We start from the raw sequence: 19,091 nt of genomic DNA on the forward strand, positions 1-19,091 counted from the left end.
ATCTAAGGTTATAAATAGAGCCATGTTCAAATGTCGGAAAAAAAGCGTGTCTAAAGCAAATCCTAATGAGGTGCTACTTTGCAAATTGTATTGTAAAAAGAATTGTTCTGTAATAGCTGTGCCGATTTACGTTTTTGCAAGTTAGTTATATATTTATTTCTAACGCTTTGTACTTGTAAAAATATATCTATCTTTGTGCCGGAGGCTTTGCTAGAAATAGCATTGCCTTTTCTTTTTTTATACTACGGCAATACTCCACACAGTACATTTTTGAATATCTCCAATTTCTCTCGAAGTGATATACCTCATAGATTTTACCAATTCCAGGTAGCTGTCTAATTCTCCTCTGCAATCTTTAACTAATTTTCCTGCTCTAAAATTCCAGGATATTATGTAGGCAATAAAGTCTACAATCTGAATTCCTGTAGTCAAGTCACTATGGACAAAAAATGGTTCCGGGATAATTAGAGCTGACCGAGTTCGGCCTTTTAAAGTAGATTTGAAATACCTATCCATTTGACTTAAAACCAGATGACTTGCAGTTTTATCAAGTTCATCAAATACAACAATACCTTGGGGCTGTTCATTTTTATCTTCTAAGAAATAATAAAACCTTTCGAATAGATAAACATAATCCTTCCGAAGCATATTCCTATCACTAGGTATAGTGTCCGGATCAGCAATTATTGAAGCAAATATTTTGCATCTAAACCTTATACAAAGCTCAAAAATTTGTTTAGCATAGTCCAATTTTGCCTGTGCAAGTGCAGTTAGGCCTAGTTTCGTCACAGGTAGATTAGGATCCAAAGCTTTTCTTGCGTGTTCTGTCCGAGTAATTAAAGGTATCGGAGGTAGCTGATTTGCTAAACGAAATGTCTTTCTTTTAAGAAAACTCCTTGCTTTAATTTCATTTTTGTCGTTTCTGTATCTTTTTCCAAAACAAGTAATTTCAAGATCGTGGATAGTTTTAATTAGATTCCATAAATCTTCATCTTTTATAGTTACACCTGCAAGTACCTCATAAGGAGAATCATGATGATCCTGACCACTCTCATCTATAAATAAAAAATACGCCATTTGCTTGTGTTCTTTTAGTTCAAGCCAAATCTAGACAAACTGTTAGCGATAACCAAAAAGAAATAAAATAAAATATAATGATATAATATTGATTATTACTTCTGTTTTTTGTGCGTTAATCTATTTTATTGATATTAAAATGTTTTGGTTACCTAACCATCAGGAGTCTACTAGGGGAGATCCGGTTGAATGGAAAACAGATGGTTACATCTTTAAAACCGGAAAGCAACCTTAAACTGGCAAATAGAGGAAGCTATTAACCTTTATCGAAGGTTGGTCTTTTCCTCCTTTAGCAGAATTATTATTCATTTAAAACAAAAAGATCATGAAAACAGTCTCAAAAAACATCAGACAACCCTGTCAAAAAATGGGTGGAGGCAACGTGAAGTAGCGAACTGACACCCGTCATCGTGAGAAGGAACGACGACACGATCTGATTACAGTATCTATTGTCGATATGTTTTCCAGTGATGTTACAGCACTCAAATCAGATGATACTTTGAAAATTGACGAGCTCAGTGAGAAGTTGCACCAAAAAGAAAGCTAGACTTTCAAATGAAGCTATTGCGCATATCAGTGTTCTATTAATTCTTTAGTAGTATTCATTACGCTGGCATTTCGTAAGTGTACGTTTATAGAAGAAGTTAGTTTATAAGGTCTGTTAAAAGCCTCCTGCCTAACTTTAAAATATTCAGATAGTTTTCTAATTACTTCTTTAGATAACCCCTTTTTGTAATGCAGGATATCAGATACATAACCTTTACTAATTTCAAGTATAGTCGCTAAGTCCTGGGCTTTTAAATGATGATCATGCATAAATGAACGAAGCAGAGCAATAGGATCTTTAGTCACAAAGATATTATGCTCCTCATCGTATTTTTTAATAAGAAGTGTGAGTAATTCAATCTCATCTTGTATTTCCACGCTGCTTGCCTGAGTAAGCAATTCTTCAAGATATGTACAGTACTGATCATACTGATTTCTTGTTTTAATGATGGTGTATTTCATAATGCTATTTTTCATATCTAATACCTATTGATCGTATACTGTAATCGTTGAGTACAGATTTTATCATAATCTGTATGTGTTCCCAGCCAGCAAATAAATAAATGTACTTGTTTAATGCCAAAAGCATATTTACAAATCATACGATAATTATTGCCGCCAATATCAAAAACTACTCTATTGCTGCCCTGCCCTAAAATATCTGCTGTATTGAAAGTGTTTTTAATATCAAGGGGTTCTTCCCAATCAGCGTAGTTTATCTTTTCAATCCAGTCTTCTAATGGAATTTTGCTTGTGGAGTATTGTCGGACAAAATCCTCTAAAGTTTGTTTTTTGATTAAATGAATCCTCATTAGTTATGCAAATATAAGTAATAGTTCTCTTTTTGTGAACTTTTTATGAAATTGATTTGTTTTTACTTTTTTAAAAGTATAAATAATAGTTTAGTAAGAAAAAAAATGTCCTTATTATACTTAGATATGTTTTCTGATCTTAAGAATAACTTATGGTCAATTTCGGAGATGCGTATATGCTGGATGTCGTCTGGTATTTCCTCACTTACCGAGAGGTTGAGGCCCAACCGATTTACGTTTTTGCAAGTTAGTTATAGCTTTAGGCACCCGAAATAATTATCTTCACAATTAGTACGGATAAAAGCGGTAATTTTATTGGTATTCAATCTGGAGGCAAAAATTGCAGTGTAAGTGATTGGAATAAACAACTGGTGATAAAAAATACAGAGATAATGAAAAATGTATATGTCATTTATATAGTCTCCGCAATGTGGACTGCGTGGATAGTCTCGTTTTCTTTAGGGTTTTCATCTGGTTTTGCGAGTTACACTCCTGTAGCGGCATTATTTGGCTCTGTTTTGCTTTTTACAGTGGCCCCACCAGTAATAATTTATAAAACTAATCTTGGACTAAAATTAGGACTAATAGGATGTCTATTCACTATTCCTTTTAATTTTATTTTTGTCAAAGGGATTTTAGAAGACAACGTTTTTAATTGGATAACATTATTAGGACTATCAATACTAGTTTTAGTAGTATTGGGCTTCTTTGTTACGATGAAGTTGATTTTTAAGAAAAGTAATCACCTAAATGAATTCAACGGTAAGTATATAAGACTCGCGCTCTCATCTACACCGATAATTTTGTTCGCTTTATATCTTATTTTATATGGGAAGTACAGGAGTTGGGCTATGTTTGAGGTGTAACGATTGAAAATAAGGTAAGCAATACGATTACGGAGCAAGGTTTTATGATCCTGCAGTAGGGAGATGGAGTGTGGTGGATCCACTATCTGAGAAGAACAGAAGGTCCTCGCCTTATGTTTATGGGAATAACAATCCTATCAGATTTGTTGATCCTGATGGGATGATGGCTGTGCCTCCTTCGACCTTCATTGATGAAAAAGGAAACACTAAGCATGTGGAAGATGGATCAAATGCTATTTATATAGTAAAGGGATCAGGAACTAGTAAGCACTACGAATACTTGGGGTATTCTGGTTACGATACTGATCCAGGAGCTGCCCCCAATTTAAAAACCTTAATTCAAGAATCACAAAATTTAAACGCGTCGAATCCTTCACTTGTGCCTGATGGTCAGACATATTGTAATTTTGCAACTCAAAATGTCATGAAAGCAGTGGAATCAACGATAGAGCCTGTGTTCAGTATGAATAAAAACAATGATGTTGTTATTAATGGAAGAGCTAACGATATGGCTCCTAAGTTAGATGCTTCTGGGGCATATATTGCAACTGATAAAGCAGGTGCATTAGATGCAGCCAAGAGTGGAAACTTAGCCGTTATGTCATATGTTAACCCTCAGCCTGGAAAAAGCGGACATGTGGCCACTTTAAGTGTAGGTGATAATTTATCAAAAGGTCCAGTAGCTAATATTGGCGGAAGTAATGGCTTCAAGAGTATAAGTAAAAGTTTTGGAAACTTACCAGTTAAATACTATATTCTTAATCCAAATGTGCAAACAAAAGATAAACCGAGTACACTATCATTTAATAATCAGCTATGAAAAAAAGATATGTTTATTTATTAATCATTTTTAACTTGTGTTTTTTAAGAAATCTATCTGGTCAGGGAATTACTCCAAGTTCAATAATTGGAGTTTGGCAGGTTTCTACTATAAAGAAGGGATCGACATTGTTAGCCCATTATCAGTTCTTTAAGGATGGGAAATTTATCTATAACTTTAATGGTTATGATGATAGGGGTAGAATTACAAGTGCTGAAGGACTTTATAAGTTGACTGGGAATAAATTATTATTATATATTAAGTCAAGAAATGAGCTTACAGGAGGTGAATTGGTACAAGGAATAGAGGGCTTTCAACAAGAAGAAATTGTTTTGAAGAATACCAAAACAATTAAGATATCTCAGGCATCTAAAGAGCCAATTGAACTTATAATAGAACCCTGTAAGATGAAAAACTCGATTAAATGTATGAAAGTTCAAAATAACGTATATTATCAAATATCAAAAAATCCGGAATTGAAATAGTCTATATTTTAAACAGCAAATGCGTGACAAATGTGTAATGCAATTCATAAAAAAATAGGAATTATTGTAGTTCTATTAATTAATACTTTGTGCCAGTATGTTCAATTTATCGGTAAATTGCTAGGGATGTCACCTCCAGCAATTTCTAAGTGAAGCTGTTGCAGTATTATGAAAAGAAGCCAACTGTGATCAACACCCGCTCTTTATTTTTTACTGCAATAGTTGAGTGGTCCATAAAAATTGAGTGTATTTTTATTAAGTTAGTGCTGTGGATAAATGCTAAAAGCAAAATGAAAAATTCGTGATGCCCAATACATTAAATGTCATTTTAAATGACACATGGATAATATGCAAAGAATATTACTGACCGTTCTCATTTTTTTAAGTAGCTCCTCATTTGGGCAAAATAACCCATCATTTATAGATACCTTATTTTATGGAAAAAACGGATTAAAGAATAAAATGCCAGATATTGGTATAAGTATAGGGATTTTTAAGGACGGTAAGACAAAATTTTATTCATTCGGAAATATAAGTCATGTAAGTAAACAAAAAGTTGACAAGAATACAGTCTTTGAAATTGGTTCGAACACAAAATTATTTACAGCACTCTTGCTCGCAATTGAAATTAAAAAAGGCAACATACCTGATTCCGCATTTATTGACTCTTACGTGCCAAATGAAGTGACTTTGAACCCGGATTTAAAGAACAAAATACGCTTTACAAATCTGGCTTCCTTTTCTTCTGGTTTGCCGACTTTACATGATGACATGTACGATAGCTTACTTTTAGCCAAAGATGCATTACAACCTTACAAACTTGTTGACAAAAAATACCTTTATAATATTTTGAACAATACGTCAAAAGTATCTAACTATGGAAGATACGAATATTCAAACTTTAACTACGGTTTAATTGGCGCTATTCTTGAAAATTTTACAAAGAAGAATTATGCAGACTTACTTCAAAATAATATTTTTAAGCAGTTAGGATTAAGAAATACTTGGACAAGCATCGTTAGAGGCGAAAACAAAGCCGCAGGTTATTACGAAAATAAACAGGTTGAATATTTACAGTTAAATGCATTGGGCCCTGCTGGTATAATAAAGTCTGATGCAGTAGATATGCTTAACTTTATTAAGTATCAATTGCATCCACCAAATAATACATTAGGAGAGGCAATTGTTTTAACACAGCATGTCTTTGTAAACGACATTAATATTAAAACCGGTTTAGGCTGGCATATTCTTAATGATGATATGCACGGAGCATTCTATGTTATGCAAGGAGATACAATTGGCAACTCTTCTCTTTTATACTTTGATAAGAAGTCAAATACTGGAATCGTGATTCTTATTAATCAAAGTAACCATGATTTAACAGGTGTCTTACTCAATTATTTGATAAAAGGTATTCGTGTTGATAAATAGAAAGCGGCGTACAGCATGGGGCTTGTACCATTCTAAAGAATCACCCGTGTCGCTTCAATCAATCTACCCTCAATGCCATAATTGTTTCCCATTCTTATAAAGAAATATTCTTACCAGATTTTTTTCAGCGGTAAGGTATTGATTTTTTGCAAAATTAAATCTCCGGTATGTTTCCAATCAGGTTTAGAAAAAACTATTACACCCGCGCTATCTAGAATAAATGGCTTTTCAATCAGTTTATAGCTTTCATTATGAGGAATTGCAATGTGATAGGCCATATCTTTCGCCATATTATTAAATTTAGCTGATTTTCCATCTGCCGAAATTTTTCCATAAAACAGATGCCGCCATGCTCCATAATTATACACACAAATGTAGGTGATAATATGTACTTTCATATTTAGTAAAAGTGCAATTGGAATTAGCCTGGTTATTGTAACTTCAGTTCTTCCTCTTTCAATATTTGCATAAGAGTGCGAGGTTATTTTTAGTATTATGGATCAAATTGAGATAAAGGAAATTAAGGTAATTAATGCGACACATTTCTCTTTATTTATTCTAGTTTACTTACTGGGGGGATTGGCGTTAACTGCATTTATAGCTAAGCAATCGGGCCATGAGTTTATTTTATGGATTGGCGGTGTCATTTTTGCCCTTTGCCCTATATTGTTTAAAAAACAATACCGAAGTTACTTTACAAAGCTTATCTCCATCAGAATTTCTAAAAATTCTATTGTTGTGGAACATTGTAATAAAGCAACAGGCGAAGTTGAACAAGAAACCGAATATAAATATGATGAAATTGAGTCTTATCAAATGATAAAATCTGGATATGATTACTCCTCGTTTATAAAATTATACTTTAAAGATGGAAGTAAAATCGGTTATACCTTCTTAGAGCAAAGGAATAGTGATAATAGTGGAATAATCTATAAAATATCAGAATATATAAGAGAATATAATGCATCAAGTGCAGACAATAACAATATTTTGCTTAAGCCCAACTTACTTGCTTCACCGTCTGGCGGATATATTATGGCTCTGATAGGTATCGGGTGGTTAGCCTTGCTTATATTTATTATCATATTTAAGCACAAGGCAATTCCGATTGCAGTGATTTCCGGACTCATACTTTTCTTTCAGTTGTGGACTCAGCGGAAGCGTGACGTAGAAAGATATATGGAGGAAAAATAAAACATCACCAAATGTTTGGTAATGAATATAGAAAGTATATTACATGTCCTGCTTGCCACCTCCTCCGGTGTTGGTTGTTCGTTGATCCGGCCTTTTTGCGGTGATTGTTCGACTAAAGTACCTGTTTGCCTAAGTTACGGCGCAGAGAGGGCGGAGAAGCAACGAATCAAGACGAAGCCGGGTATCACCTTTTGGGGCTGCTTTTGCATGGGGCGTGTCGTTTTATAATCCGGCTAAAACTGGGCATCGCTATTTTTTAATCCTAAATTGGCTTAACGGTGAAAATATGTTTTCTGATCTAGCTGAATCTTACAGATTCTGAGGCTTGATCATAAAAACATATTTTCTTGGGTGCAGACCTGGGAGGGTGGTGAAAGAGAGGGCTTTCGTTATTGTTGATTAATTTTTTGAGTTCAGATTACTGTATTTTGTAACGACCTATTTTTATTTTAAAATGACTTCAAAATATTGAAGTACAGGTTTTTATGGAATTTTTTATTTGGAAAAACTATCGTTACACTTGAAGTCATTTTTAAAAAATCAAGTGTAAATTATGAGTAATACGAAGTATGTTGATCCACTTCTTGACCTATCTTTTAAGAGAATTTTCAGTGTTGACCAAAATCGGGACTTGTTGATTGCCTTCTTAAATGAAGTTTTCAAGGGTAGAAAACGGATTGTAGATCTTACCTACAATAAAAACGAACACCATGGGAATAACAACGAGGAGGGATCTGCGATATTTGATCTCCTTTGTACCGGAGATCAGGGCGAAAAAATTCTTATAGAAGTCCAAAACGGCTGGCCCGTTAATTTTAAAAAGCGAGCAATATTTTACACCTCCCGGCTGATTAGTGAGCAGGCCCCCAAAGGAGAGATGGATAAGTGGAAGTATAATATCACTGAGGTGTATTTTTTAGCCATTTTGGATGAGAAACTGAAAGTAGGTGAGGAATACTTTCAAGATATTTGCCTCTGTAACAGGAAAACAGGCGAAATATTTTATGAAGGTTTAGGCTACACATTTATAGAATTGAGTAACTTTGTTAAAACCGTGGATGAATTGGAGTCTGATTTAGACAGATGGCTGTATTCATTAAAATATCTGGGAGAAATGGATGATATGCCGCTACAATTACAGAATAACGCGGTTTTTGAGAAACTTTATAATATTGCAGAATATTCTAATATGACACCGGAAGAGCAAGAAATATACGACAGGGAATTAAAAAGGAAATGGGACAATGAAGCCGTTAAAGAGCAGCAACGCCTCGATTTTGAAGAAGGGCTGACACGTAGCCGTATAGAAGGTGAAGAACTTGGAAAGGAGATTGGAAAGGAGATTGGGAAAGAGCTTGGGAAGGTTGAAAAAGCAATTGAAATTGCTGTATCCTTAAAAAAAATGGGATTGTCTAATGAACAAATCTCAGAAGCTACTGGCCTGTCTATTGAAGAAATAGTAAATCAATAATACCATAAACCAAAACTAACTAACAAGCCCTGGAAGAATTTACAGGGCTTGTTAGTTATCGATCAATTTCATAGTCAATACCCAACAATTCATTGAAAATATTTACTATTGCATCTTGTATTTTGTAAATTTATACATGAATTCATACGGTAGCCTTTCAGATAATGAATTGGTTGATCTGCTTAAAGAAGATCAGCAACAGGCTTTATCTGCCTTGTATTTTCGTTATTGGGATAAACTTCTTTCTGTTGCTGGAAACAGATTAGACAATCCCGAAATTGCCGAAGAATGTGTGCAGGACGTTTTTTTTAGCTTATGGCAGCGCAGAAATGATCTGAAACTCAAATACTCCTTAGCAACTTATCTTGCTGTTGCTGTAAAATATCAGGTGATCAAACAATTGGATAAACAATACCGGTTGCAGGACCGTAAAGATAAATCGCTTTATGCCAGTCAAGAAGTATTTCATCCGTCGGCAGATGAGCACCTATTAGAAAAGGAACTGATGGATAGGATAGAGGTTGCAGTGAACCGGCTTCCCGAAAAATGCCGTATCGTATTTAAATTAAGTCGTGAGCAGGGGATGACCAATAAACAAATTGCAGCAGATCTAGATATTGCCGAAAAGACAGTGGAGGCCCATCTTTCTAAAGCCATTAAAGATTTACGTAACGATCTAAGTTCAATTTCTCCATTGATCCTTTTGTGGTTCTTTGGAAATAATTATTAAAAAAAAATTAAGGAGCACTAAGGGGTATGTGTTTTTTTTCGGACTATAAGGCAAAACAGGTCCAGAATGGAACAGCAATATGATAAAAAACTGTTACGAGAGATTGCCCATCAGCTAAGGGAAGGGACAGTTTCGGATGAACAGCAAGCTTACTTTGACCAATGGTATGTACAGCATGAAGATGAATTGCTGGAACTACCAGAGGGCTATGCTGAAGATTCTTTAGTGATTCGTGACCGAATGCATTCCAATCTTATGGACGCAGTAAAACTGGCTGAAGCTCCTTCTAAAAAAGCATTTATACTTTGGACCAAGTTTATTGCTGCAGCCGTATTCCTGGTTGTTATTGGTACAGTTTTCTACGTTAATCGCAGAAACTTCTTAAGTACTTCGGTTCCTGTGTCTCAACTGGCAGATGTGGTTGCTGGATCAAACAAGGCCATTCTAACTCTTGCTGATGGGAAAAAAATCACGTTAACTGATGTAAGTAAAGGTAAAATATCGGAGCAGGCCGGTGTCCAAATTTCCAAAACACGAGGCGGACAAGTGATCTATCAAGTTGTGGGTCAACAAAACAACGCTTCCAATAGCTATAATACAATAGAAACACCGAATGGAGGACAATATCAAGTGATTCTTCCCGACGGCACAAAAGTTTGGCTTAATGCCGCCTCAAAACTGACTTATCCTGTTTCGTTTACTGGGCGTGCGAGACGGGAAGTCACTTTAGGCGGCGAAGCTTATTTCGAGGTGGCTAAAGATAAGAGCCATCCTTTCCTGGTAGAAAGTAGCGGACAGGAAGTAGAAGTATTAGGTACGCACTTTAACATTAGCAGCTACAAGGAAGAACCCCATACAAAAACTACTTTGCTGGAAGGCAGTGTGAAAATCAGATCTGCTAAAGGCAATGCAGTTGTCCTGAAACCTAATCAGCAAGCAGAACTTAACGGTGACCACTTGCAGGTTAAAGAAGTAAAAGCAGCCTATGCCGTTGCATGGAAGGACGGATACTTTATGTTTAACAATGAAAATCTTGAAACAGTGATGACCAGGATTGCCAGGTGGTATAACGTTCAAGTCGAATTTAAAGATGAGGCGGCTAAAGGCGGTACTTACTTTGGAACCATTAGCAGATATGAAGACATTGCTAAAGTACTGAAAATGCTGTCCAGAACCGAACTGGTCACATTTGAACTAGAGGGAAATACCATTAAGATCAATAAAAAGAAATAAAACAGGCTGACCACCTGTAAAAAGTCAATACCTATTCAACTAAAGACTTCAGTGATGAGGTCAAATCAATTAAACCAAAAACTAAAAATGATGAAAGATCAAAAAAGAATTCCTTGAGAACAAAATGAACAAAATGCATAAATAAAGGGCTTCGATTTGCCGTCGAAACCCTTTGAGCCTGCATTTAGAAACATTGATTAAACAATTATTTCATGAACCGGTAGTGTGTACTAGCCTTCTTACAACAGACACAACACCTTAAACAGACCAATCAAATGTATAAAAATTATACTAATTTTTTTTGTACGCCTCAAGGTTACATTAACAAACTGATATTAATTATGAAACTCACCACTTTCATATTAATGATTACCCTGATGCAGGTAAGCGCTGCATCCTTCGGCCAAAGAGTTACGCTAAAGAAGCGTGGAATAGCTTTGGAAGATGTCATTCTTGAAATCAGGAACCAGACCGGATACGATGTACTCATAGGAACCAATAAGTTCCAAACTTCGCAGAAAATTGACGCAAATTTCCAGGAAAGTAAGCTTTCTGATGTGATGGATCAAATTGTTGAAGTTAGCGGACTATCTTATACCATCGAAGGTAAAACGGTTGTAATTAGAGAAAAAGCCGTGCCCTCCTTTATTGACAGGCTTATGGATAAGTCTGCTCATATTGATATTCGAGGTCGCGTTCTGGATTCTGATGGAAATCCGTTATCTGGAGCAACTGTAGTTGTAGTTGGAAGTAAAAATTCTATAACCACATCTACATCTGGCGAATTTCATTTAAGCAATGTCAATGAGAATGCAAAAATCCGTATTTCTTACGTTGGATACATCACTAAAGAGATCAAAGCAAATGCTGATCTGACCACTATTAAATTAGAATTAAATAATTCTAAGCTAGACGAAGTACAGGTAATCGCTTATGGTACCACAACCAAAAGACTCAATACAGGTAATGTTACAACCGTTAGCGGCAAAGATTTTGAGAATGAGCCAGTATCCAACGTACTGTCAGCACTTGTTGGACGGGTTTCGGGAATGGACATTACTCAGGTTTCTGGACTGTCGGGGGCAGGCTTTAAACTAGATATCAGAGGCAGAAACAGCCTGACCAGCGGCAGCGACCCATTGTATATTATAGATGGTGTACCTGTTCCTTCCGGACCAGTTAATATCATTTCAAATGCAAATAACAATTCCATTGATGGGCTGCAACAGACCGCCATGAATAGCCCAAATGGATACATTTTGAACTATATTAATCCCTCAGATATTCAAAGTATTGAAATCTTAAAAGATGCCGATGCTACTGCAATTTATGGTTCCAGAGGCGGTAATGGGGTAATACTGATCACCACCAAAAAAGGAAAGACAGGTAAAACAACTGTTTCTCTTAATGGTCAGACAGGCTTTAGCCAAATGCCACAGTTAAAAAGCTATTTAAATACCCCGCAATACCTGGAAATGCGCCGGGAAGCTTTTAAAAATGATGGTGTAACCCCTTCCATTCAAAATGCCCCGGATTTACTGGTGTGGGATCCTGCCCGTTATACCAACTGGCAGAAAAAAATATTAGGGGGTACGGCCAATTATACTGATATACAGGCATCTGTTTCTGGCGGAGTTTCAAATTTCCAGTATCTCCTCAGTTCAGGATATAAGAGAACTACAACGATACTTCCAGGAGATTTTGATGATACCAAACGCAGTTTTCATTTTAATATGAACGCTAATTCACAGGACCAGAAATTCAAGGTGAGTTTAACCGGAAATCTGATGGTAGACAATAATCAACTACCGCAATATGACCCCACTGCTGGCGTGCTGCAACTGGCCCCCAATGCTCCTGAACCACTTAATCCGGATGGCACCATCAATTGGGCAAATGGAACCTGGCCCGCTAATCCCATGTCCTATTTGCTGAAAAGCAACAGCATAAAAGTGACCAATCTGGTGCTCAATACCAATCTGAGTTATGAGCTTTTCCATGGCATGCAACTGCAAACAAATTTTGGGTATACCAATTTTTATACTGATGAAACTTCTTTAACTCCCATTGCCGCTCAGATGCCGAGGACAAATAGAACAATAACCGGTAATGGTTACTACGGGAACAACAGTAGCAATACTTTGATTATTGAGCCGCAGGCAAACTACAAGGTATCCATTGCTAAAGGAACGTTATCATTGTTAGCGGGTGCCAATATCACCAGGACTTTTACCAAAGGGCAAAGTATTTATGCTACTGGCTTTAATAGTGATAATATGCTAGAAAATCCAATGGCGGCCACTTCAGTAAATGTTAATTCTGTTAGCAATAGCCAGTACAGGTATGCTGCGGTATTTGGAAGACTGAATTATAATTATGAAGATAAGTATATTCTTAATATCACAGGGAGGAGGGATGGTTCCAGCCGTTTCGGACCAGGTAAAAGGTTCTCTAACTTTGGAAGTGGTGCTCTAGCCTGGATATTCACAGAGGAGAAATTTATAAAGAGTGCGCTACCGTTCCTGAGTTTTGGTAAACTTAGAGCAAGTTATGGCAGTTCTGGTAACGACCAGATTGGTGACTATAACTATCTCCAAACATATGTGCCGCCATTTTTTCCAATCTATGGAGGAACTACCGGAATTTACCCCACCAATCTTTATAATCCTACCTATGCCTGGGAAGTCAATAAAAAAGCAGAAATGGGCTTAGATCTTGGATTTTTACAAGACCGGCTCGTGTGGAATATCAGTTACTATCGAAACCGGAGTTCAAATCAACTCATTTATAGCCCTCTTCCCGCTACAACGGGTTTCTTTGGCATATTGGTTAATCAACCGGCAATTATACAAAACATGGGTATTGAATCTGTTTTGAATACGGTCAATATCAAAACCAAAAATTTCAATTGGTCAACGTCGTTAAATATTACCATACCTAACAGCAAGCTTGTTGCTTTCCCGTATCTGGACCAATCTCCTCTGAAAGACCAATATATTGTGGGAGAACCGATCACCATTAAAAAAGTATACCAAGTGATTGGCGTTGATCAGGCAACAGGCCAATATTCTTATATGGGCAAAGACGGCAAACCAACATTTGATCCAATAGTAGGAACAGACAATATTAGTACGGTCAATGTGGGTAAGAAATTTTATGGCGGTTTAGATAATAACCTTCGCTATAAAAGTTTCACATTAAGTTTCCTTTTTAGATTTGTTAAACAAATAGGCTATAATACACTTTATAACTATATGCCAGGTTCCATGCGCAATCAGCCCGTAGCGGTTATGAATCGCTGGCAAAAACCTGGAGACATCACTAATATCCCACGCTTTAGTCAGAATACTGATTATACCACCGCTACCAATCCATTTTTCAGTGACTTATTTTACTCAGATGCGTCTTTTATACGATTGAGTAATCTTTCCCTGTCCTATGACCTTTCAGATAAGATTGCTAAAAAGCTGCATCTGCAACAATTCAGATTATACGTTTCGGGCAGTAATCTGCTTACAATTACCTCTTTTAAAGGACTTGATCCGGAAAATAACGCGTTCAATTCATACAGCGGCGGCAGTCTTCCTCCTTTACGAACGATGACAGCAGGAGTTAAGGTTTCATTATAAGCCCGGTCTATAAAAATAAATTTTATGTCACTAAAAATAAGCGTTATGTCACTAAAATATAAAACACGCCTTTCTTCAAAGTTATTTTGTCTGACTTTGATTTTCGTAACTTTGTTGTCCGGATGTGAGAAACTTGTAACTGTACCAGATCCTGTTACGCAATTGGTTAGTAATTCGGTTTATTCAAATGATGCAACTGCGGCTGCTGTCCTGACGGGAATCTACGGTAAAATGTCTGGCGATTATGATATGGCTTCTGGCTATACAGGTGTCAGTCTGTTGATGGGGCTGGCTTCGGACGAATTAACAGGCTATACAACGGATCTTACTCAAAGTGCTTTTTATACAAATCGTTTTGCAGGAGGTGCTGATTTTTGGAATGCCCCGTATCAATACATTTTTGTAGCTAATGCTGCTTTGGATGGTGTAAACAATTCGACAACGATCTCTGCAAGTTTGAAGCAGCAACTTCTTGGCGAAGCGAAATTCATGCGTGCTTTCATGTATTTCTATTTGGTCAACCTGTATGGTGATGTGCCCCTGGTTCTTGGCACAGATTATAAGGTAAATGCGGTGGTTACCCGAACTGCCAAAGAAACGGTATACGCCCAAATCGTTCAGGATCTGATTGACGCACAGCAGAGACTTTCAGACGACTATCGGGCACCAGATAATAAGACGACCACGGAGCGAATTCGTCCCAACAAAGGTGCCGCAACTGCATTGCTGGCGAGAGTTTATTTGTATATGGGGAAATTTCCCGAAGCTGAAAGTGAGGCTTCTTTATTAATTAACAATGCGGGAAAATATAATCTTGTTCAGGATTTGAATAATGTATTTCTTAAAAACAGTAATGAGGCCATCTGGCAATTATACCCATCTACTCCTGGCTATAATACACAGGATGGAGTACATTTTGTGTTAACAGATGCTCCAGACAATTACACTAATACGGTTTCTATTAGTCCTTCTCTAATTAGTTCTTTTGAGGCCGGAGATAGCCGTCGCAGTAATTGGGTTGGAAGTATTACTGTTGACAAGAAGACAACTTATTATTATCCTTTTAAATATAAGCTTTACAATTATGGCGACCCTGTTAATGAGTATGTAATGGTCTTTAGGCTGGCCGAACAATATCTCATCCGGGCGGAGGCAAGGGCACAGCAAAACAACATTGCGGGTGCTCAGGCAGATCTTAATATGATCCGGAACAGAGCAAAACTTCCCAATACAAGTGCAAATACAAAGTCAGATTTGTTAAGTGCTGTTTTGCAGGAAAGACGTATTGAGCTCTTTACTGAAATGGGAAACCGGTGGTTTGATTTAAAGCGGTCAAATTTATTAGATCAGGTCATGTCAGTGATTACCCCGCTAAAAGGCGGTGTCTGGACTAGCGATCGCAAATTATTGCCAATTCCCTTAACTGAACTGCAACGCAATTTTAACCTCACTCAAAATCCAGGATATGTTGGTCGTTAGGCAAAAAAGCTAATTTTTAAAGTTTCTACTCATTTTTTAAAATTTCATTTTATGGTTTCTATTATTAAAACTGTGGGGCTTTCCCATAAGTATGGTAGTTCATGGGCAATCCATGACATTAATATCGATATTGGCAAGAAAGGAATATATGGATTATTAGGGTCAAACGGCGCTGGTAAATCAACCACTATGAATATTATTTGTGGTGCACTGAACCAGACGCAAGGGGAGGCTTTTATTAACGGGATTGATATCCGAAAAAATCCGCTTGAGGCAAAAAAGTCATTAGGATACCTGCCCCAACAGGCTCCACTATATCTTGATCTGACCATAACGGAGTATCTGCGTTACTGTGCAAATTTGCGCGATGTAGACAAGAAAAAGATACCTGCGGCTATTGATGAAGTGATGGAGAAGTTTTCGATTACGCATATGAAAGACCGCGTACTAAAAAATCTTTCCGGTGGCTATCGTCAACGGGTTGGCTTTGCTCAGGCTGTTATTCATAGACCGAAAGTTGTGATCCTGGACGAACCTGCTAACGGACTAGACCCGGTTCAAATAGCGGATATGCGAAATCTTATTAAAGAGATTTCTTTTGAGAGAACAGTTATTCTTTCTTCTCATATTTTGCAGGAGATCCAAGCGGTATGCGATGAGATCATTATGATTGAACAAGGTCAACTTGTATTTGCCGACAGCATTGAAGCATTTAACAATTATGTCGCTCCACAGAGCATCATTCTCCTTTTTGAGAATCCACCAGCATCAGATGCGCTAGGTGTTATTCCTGGTATAAGCAGAGTAGAAAAGCTTTCTTCTAAATCATTCAGGGTCTTTTATGGTGGCGATAACAAAACAAATGAATCTATCATCACAGAAAGTGTACGCAATGAATGGCGACTAACAGAACTGACCGTAGAAAAGAATTCTGTTGATGAAATTTTCAAAGAGATAACAAAAAAGGCTATAAAAAGGAAATAATGAAAAAGATATTACATATAACCCGAACAGAACTCTATAATTTTTACTATTCTCCAATTGCCTGGTCCATGTTAGTGCTATTTATGGTACTGACCTGTGCAGACTATTTTAGTGTGGTTCAAAAGTTCTTAACTTTTTATGAGCAGGGTGGACCCTATCTGGAATTTACGAAATACCTTACAGACATAATCATAGACGATGGTCGGCATCCAGGATACTTTGTCAAGATCATCAGTAACCTTTATATCTTTTTTCCCTTGCTCACCATGGGGCTGATCAGCAGGGAAATAAGTAATGGCACTATGAAATTGCTGTATTCATCCCCGGTGCGGATAAGCGAAATCGTTTTGGGGAAATTTCTTGCGATGGTCGCTTTTACTTTTTCTCTGATTGTAGTGATCTTATTTACTTATGTAGCATTATCCATGAGCTTATCCCATCCTGACTATGGACATATGATAGCTGCTTTGGTGGGACTTTTTCTCGTGCTTTGCGCATATGCTGCAATAGGCTTATTTATTTCATCATTAACTTCCTATCCTCTTGTTGCAGCAATAATTACTTTTGCTGTGTTTGCCCTTTTTTCACGAATTGGTGGATTGTGGCAAGATATAGACTGGCTTAGAAATATTACCTATTATCTCAATTTGAGCGGTAAATCAGACCAGCTGATCAACGGGTTTACAAACTCCAGGGATATTGTCTATTTTCTGATTGTTATTGCAACATTTCTCATCTTCACTGTAATTAAAATTAAATCGGGTACCGAATCCATTTCTGTGGGTAAGAAAATACTCCGCTACACAACAGTGGTGTTGATGGCCTCTGTTTTAGGCTATATCACCAGTAGACCGGCTTTAAATATTTACCATGATGCGACCGAGGATCAACTCTACACTATAGCTCCTCCAACTCAAAAGATGGTTTCAAAGCTCAATGACGGGCCACTTGAAATTACTGCTTACGTAAATGCATTGCAATTCAGGTTAGCCAGTTTTGTACCTGCGCAACAAAATAATCTAATTGCTAAATTGTTTGAACCCTATATACGTTTCAAATCAGACATCAAGATTAAATTTGTATATTATTATAATGCAGATTCAACCAATTATTGGTTTAAGCTAAATCCCGGAAAATCAATAAAAGAAATAGCTGCAATTCAGGCCGGCGCGGTTAGCATGAGTATTGACCAGTTTTTACCTCCCGCAGAAGTACATAAACTGTTCAATGTAGACAAGGAAGAAAACCGGCATTTTTTCGTATTGAAATATAAAGGAAAAGAGACCGTTGTTCGAACCTTCGAGGACATTTTGTTCTGGCCTTCGGAAAATGAAATGGCTGCTGCCATTAACAGATTGATCAGTACACCTCCTAAAATTGCTTTCCTAACGGATGAATTAGAGCGGGGTCCGTTCTCTTTACAGACAAGAGATTACAATGCATTGGCAAATAAACTGGATTTACGTTCTTCACTGATTAACCAGGGGTTTGACTTTGAAGCCATCTCCTTGAAAAACATTCCGGCCATACCATTGAGTTATGCAGCATTAACTATAGCAGATCCGCGCACGCCATTTACTGCTGAGAACCTGCAAAAGATTAATGCTTATATAGCTGCCGGGGGGAATCTATACCTAGGTAGCGAACCAGATCGAAAACACATCATTAAGCCGATTTTTGACGGCTTAGGCTTGTCGCTTAGGGAAGGTATGCTGGTTCAGTCGAGCGATAAATACTCAAGTGACTTTATATTCAGTCGACTAACTGATCGGGCAAAAAATTTCTCTCCACGATCCAAGCGTTTTACTGAAGAGCAAATCACCTATTATGGCGACACAACATTAAGAATTGCGATGTCTGGAGCAAGTGCATTAAATTATGAAGAGAAGGATGGATTCAAAATTTCACCACTGTTTACAACCGATCCAAAACTCTGCTGGAATAGGGTTGCTCCAATCAGCAGCGATTCTCTGTCTTTGAAGGTAAAAGAATTGCCCAGCGACGAGCATGGTCGTTTTGTGACCTCACTTTTAATGGAAAGAAAGGTAAATGAAAGAGAACAACGTATCATAGTGGCATCTGATGCCGATTACCTTACAGGAGCTATGTTTGGTGACGAGCCAGAAAGGTATAATAAGTTTTACCCGGCATGGTGCTTTGGCTATTTCTCCTATGGAAAATTCCCTGCAAATACTTTGCACCCAGAGACAGACAATTCATTTAAGATCAAAGTGACAGATTTAGGGATCCAAAAGATCTTCCTGTTCTATTTAATTCCAGGAATTATAATTGTCATTGCTTCGATCATACTTATCCGTCGTAAACGTAAATAAT

General features: G+C 37.1%; 15 protein-coding genes and 1 pseudogene. 12 read left to right on the plus strand and 4 right to left on the minus strand.

The window, feature by feature from the left end; translation table 11 throughout:
* Positions 1-237: 237 nt before the first annotated feature.
* From R2S08_RS09230 to R2S08_RS09240, 3 genes are all read right to left on the minus strand, one after another.
* Positions 238-1,077 carry a DUF3800 domain-containing protein gene (locus R2S08_RS09230; protein WP_316834893.1) on the minus strand — a complete coding sequence of 280 codons (840 nt, stop codon included), beginning with the start codon at positions 1,075-1,077 and terminating at the stop codon, positions 238-240.
* Positions 1,078-1,650: 573 nt separating this feature from the next.
* Complete coding sequence (locus R2S08_RS09235; protein ID WP_316834894.1) at positions 1,651-2,085, minus strand: type II toxin-antitoxin system HigA family antitoxin; 435 nt, start codon at positions 2,083-2,085, stop codon at positions 1,651-1,653.
* Between the two features lie 17 nt (positions 2,086-2,102).
* Positions 2,103-2,435 carry a type II toxin-antitoxin system HigB family toxin gene (locus R2S08_RS09240; RefSeq protein WP_316834895.1) on the minus strand — a complete coding sequence of 111 codons (333 nt, stop codon included), beginning with the start codon at positions 2,433-2,435 and terminating at the stop codon, positions 2,103-2,105.
* An 897-nt stretch (positions 2,436-3,332) separates the two neighbouring features.
* On the opposite strand from R2S08_RS09240, the pseudogene R2S08_RS09245 reads away from it, so the two are divergent.
* The 4 genes and pseudogenes from R2S08_RS09245 to R2S08_RS09260 all read left to right on the plus strand — a co-directional run.
* Positions 3,333-3,452: pseudogene (locus tag R2S08_RS09245) on the plus strand (RHS repeat-associated core domain-containing protein); the annotation flags it as partial.
* Positions 3,453-3,461: 9 nt separating this feature from the next.
* On the plus strand, positions 3,462-4,121 hold the full coding sequence (locus tag R2S08_RS09250; RefSeq protein WP_316834896.1) for a hypothetical protein: 660 nt from the start codon (positions 3,462-3,464) through the stop codon (positions 4,119-4,121).
* Positions 4,118-4,606 (plus strand): hypothetical protein, encoded by a 489-nt coding sequence (locus R2S08_RS09255; RefSeq protein WP_316834897.1) that lies wholly within the window; start codon positions 4,118-4,120, stop codon positions 4,604-4,606. Before R2S08_RS09250 ends, R2S08_RS09255 begins: the two co-directional genes overlap by 4 nt.
* Positions 4,607-4,954: 348 nt before the next feature.
* A complete protein-coding gene (locus R2S08_RS09260; protein WP_316834898.1) occupies positions 4,955-6,037 on the plus strand; it encodes a serine hydrolase domain-containing protein in 1,083 nt (360 codons plus the stop codon).
* A gap of 110 nt (positions 6,038-6,147) precedes the next feature.
* Here R2S08_RS09260 and R2S08_RS09265 read toward each other — a convergent pair whose 3' ends face one another.
* A complete protein-coding gene (locus R2S08_RS09265; RefSeq protein WP_316834899.1) occupies positions 6,148-6,435 on the minus strand; it encodes a hypothetical protein in 288 nt (95 codons plus the stop codon).
* 97 nt (positions 6,436-6,532) lie between these two features.
* Between R2S08_RS09265 and R2S08_RS09270 the strand changes: the two genes are divergently transcribed.
* The 8 genes from R2S08_RS09270 (at position 6,533) to R2S08_RS09305 (ending at position 19,090) form a co-directional block, all read left to right on the plus strand.
* Entirely contained in the window at positions 6,533-7,231 is a 699-nt protein-coding gene (locus tag R2S08_RS09270) for a hypothetical protein (protein WP_316834900.1), read from the plus strand.
* Between the two features lie 553 nt (positions 7,232-7,784).
* On the plus strand, positions 7,785-8,702 hold the full coding sequence (locus R2S08_RS09275; protein WP_316834901.1) for an Rpn family recombination-promoting nuclease/putative transposase: 918 nt from the start codon (positions 7,785-7,787) through the stop codon (positions 8,700-8,702).
* A 136-nt stretch (positions 8,703-8,838) separates the two neighbouring features.
* Entirely contained in the window at positions 8,839-9,432 is a 594-nt protein-coding gene (locus R2S08_RS09280) for an RNA polymerase sigma-70 factor (protein ID WP_316834902.1), read from the plus strand.
* A 66-nt stretch (positions 9,433-9,498) separates the two neighbouring features.
* The gene (locus R2S08_RS09285) at positions 9,499-10,665 is read left to right on the plus strand and encodes a FecR family protein (protein ID WP_316834903.1); all 1,167 of its coding nucleotides are present in this window, start codon (positions 9,499-9,501) and stop codon (positions 10,663-10,665) included.
* A gap of 341 nt (positions 10,666-11,006) precedes the next feature.
* On the plus strand, positions 11,007-14,294 hold the full coding sequence (locus tag R2S08_RS09290; RefSeq protein WP_316834904.1) for a SusC/RagA family TonB-linked outer membrane protein: 3,288 nt from the start codon (positions 11,007-11,009) through the stop codon (positions 14,292-14,294).
* A gap of 45 nt (positions 14,295-14,339) precedes the next feature.
* Positions 14,340-15,773 (plus strand): RagB/SusD family nutrient uptake outer membrane protein, encoded by a 1,434-nt coding sequence (locus tag R2S08_RS09295; RefSeq protein ID WP_316834905.1) that lies wholly within the window; start codon positions 14,340-14,342, stop codon positions 15,771-15,773.
* A 51-nt stretch (positions 15,774-15,824) separates the two neighbouring features.
* On the plus strand, positions 15,825-16,757 hold the full coding sequence (locus R2S08_RS09300; RefSeq protein WP_316834907.1) for an ABC transporter ATP-binding protein: 933 nt from the start codon (positions 15,825-15,827) through the stop codon (positions 16,755-16,757).
* Positions 16,757-19,090, plus strand: a complete 2,334-nt coding sequence (locus R2S08_RS09305; protein ID WP_316834908.1) for a Gldg family protein — start codon at positions 16,757-16,759, stop codon at positions 19,088-19,090. Before R2S08_RS09300 ends, R2S08_RS09305 begins: the two co-directional genes overlap by 1 nt.
* Position 19,091 lies beyond the last annotated feature (1 nt).

Origin of the sequence: Pedobacter nutrimenti, from assembly GCF_032678445.1 — a bacterium.
In the GTDB taxonomy this organism is placed as follows: Bacteria; Bacteroidota; Bacteroidia; order Sphingobacteriales; family Sphingobacteriaceae; genus Pedobacter; species Pedobacter nutrimenti_A.

Coding starts and splice junctions, on each gene's coding strand:
- R2S08_RS09230 (WP_316834893.1), bottom strand. CDS start 1,077: ATGGCGTATTTTTTATTTATAGATGAGAGTGGTCAGGATCATCATGAT.
- R2S08_RS09235 (WP_316834894.1), bottom strand. CDS start 2,085: ATGAAATACACCATCATTAAAACAAGAAATCAGTATGATCAGTACTGT.
- R2S08_RS09240 (WP_316834895.1), bottom strand. CDS start 2,435: ATGAGGATTCATTTAATCAAAAAACAAACTTTAGAGGATTTTGTCCGA.
- R2S08_RS09250 (WP_316834896.1), top strand. CDS start 3,462: ATGATGGCTGTGCCTCCTTCGACCTTCATTGATGAAAAAGGAAACACT.
- R2S08_RS09255 (WP_316834897.1), top strand. CDS start 4,118: ATGAAAAAAAGATATGTTTATTTATTAATCATTTTTAACTTGTGTTTT.
- R2S08_RS09260 (WP_316834898.1), top strand. CDS start 4,955: ATGCAAAGAATATTACTGACCGTTCTCATTTTTTTAAGTAGCTCCTCA.
- R2S08_RS09265 (WP_316834899.1), bottom strand. CDS start 6,435: ATGAAAGTACATATTATCACCTACATTTGTGTGTATAATTATGGAGCA.
- R2S08_RS09270 (WP_316834900.1), top strand. CDS start 6,533: ATGGATCAAATTGAGATAAAGGAAATTAAGGTAATTAATGCGACACAT.
- R2S08_RS09275 (WP_316834901.1), top strand. CDS start 7,785: ATGAGTAATACGAAGTATGTTGATCCACTTCTTGACCTATCTTTTAAG.
- R2S08_RS09280 (WP_316834902.1), top strand. CDS start 8,839: ATGAATTCATACGGTAGCCTTTCAGATAATGAATTGGTTGATCTGCTT.
- R2S08_RS09285 (WP_316834903.1), top strand. CDS start 9,499: ATGGAACAGCAATATGATAAAAAACTGTTACGAGAGATTGCCCATCAG.
- R2S08_RS09290 (WP_316834904.1), top strand. CDS start 11,007: ATGAAACTCACCACTTTCATATTAATGATTACCCTGATGCAGGTAAGC.
- R2S08_RS09295 (WP_316834905.1), top strand. CDS start 14,340: ATGTCACTAAAATATAAAACACGCCTTTCTTCAAAGTTATTTTGTCTG.
- R2S08_RS09300 (WP_316834907.1), top strand. CDS start 15,825: ATGGTTTCTATTATTAAAACTGTGGGGCTTTCCCATAAGTATGGTAGT.
- R2S08_RS09305 (WP_316834908.1), top strand. CDS start 16,757: ATGAAAAAGATATTACATATAACCCGAACAGAACTCTATAATTTTTAC.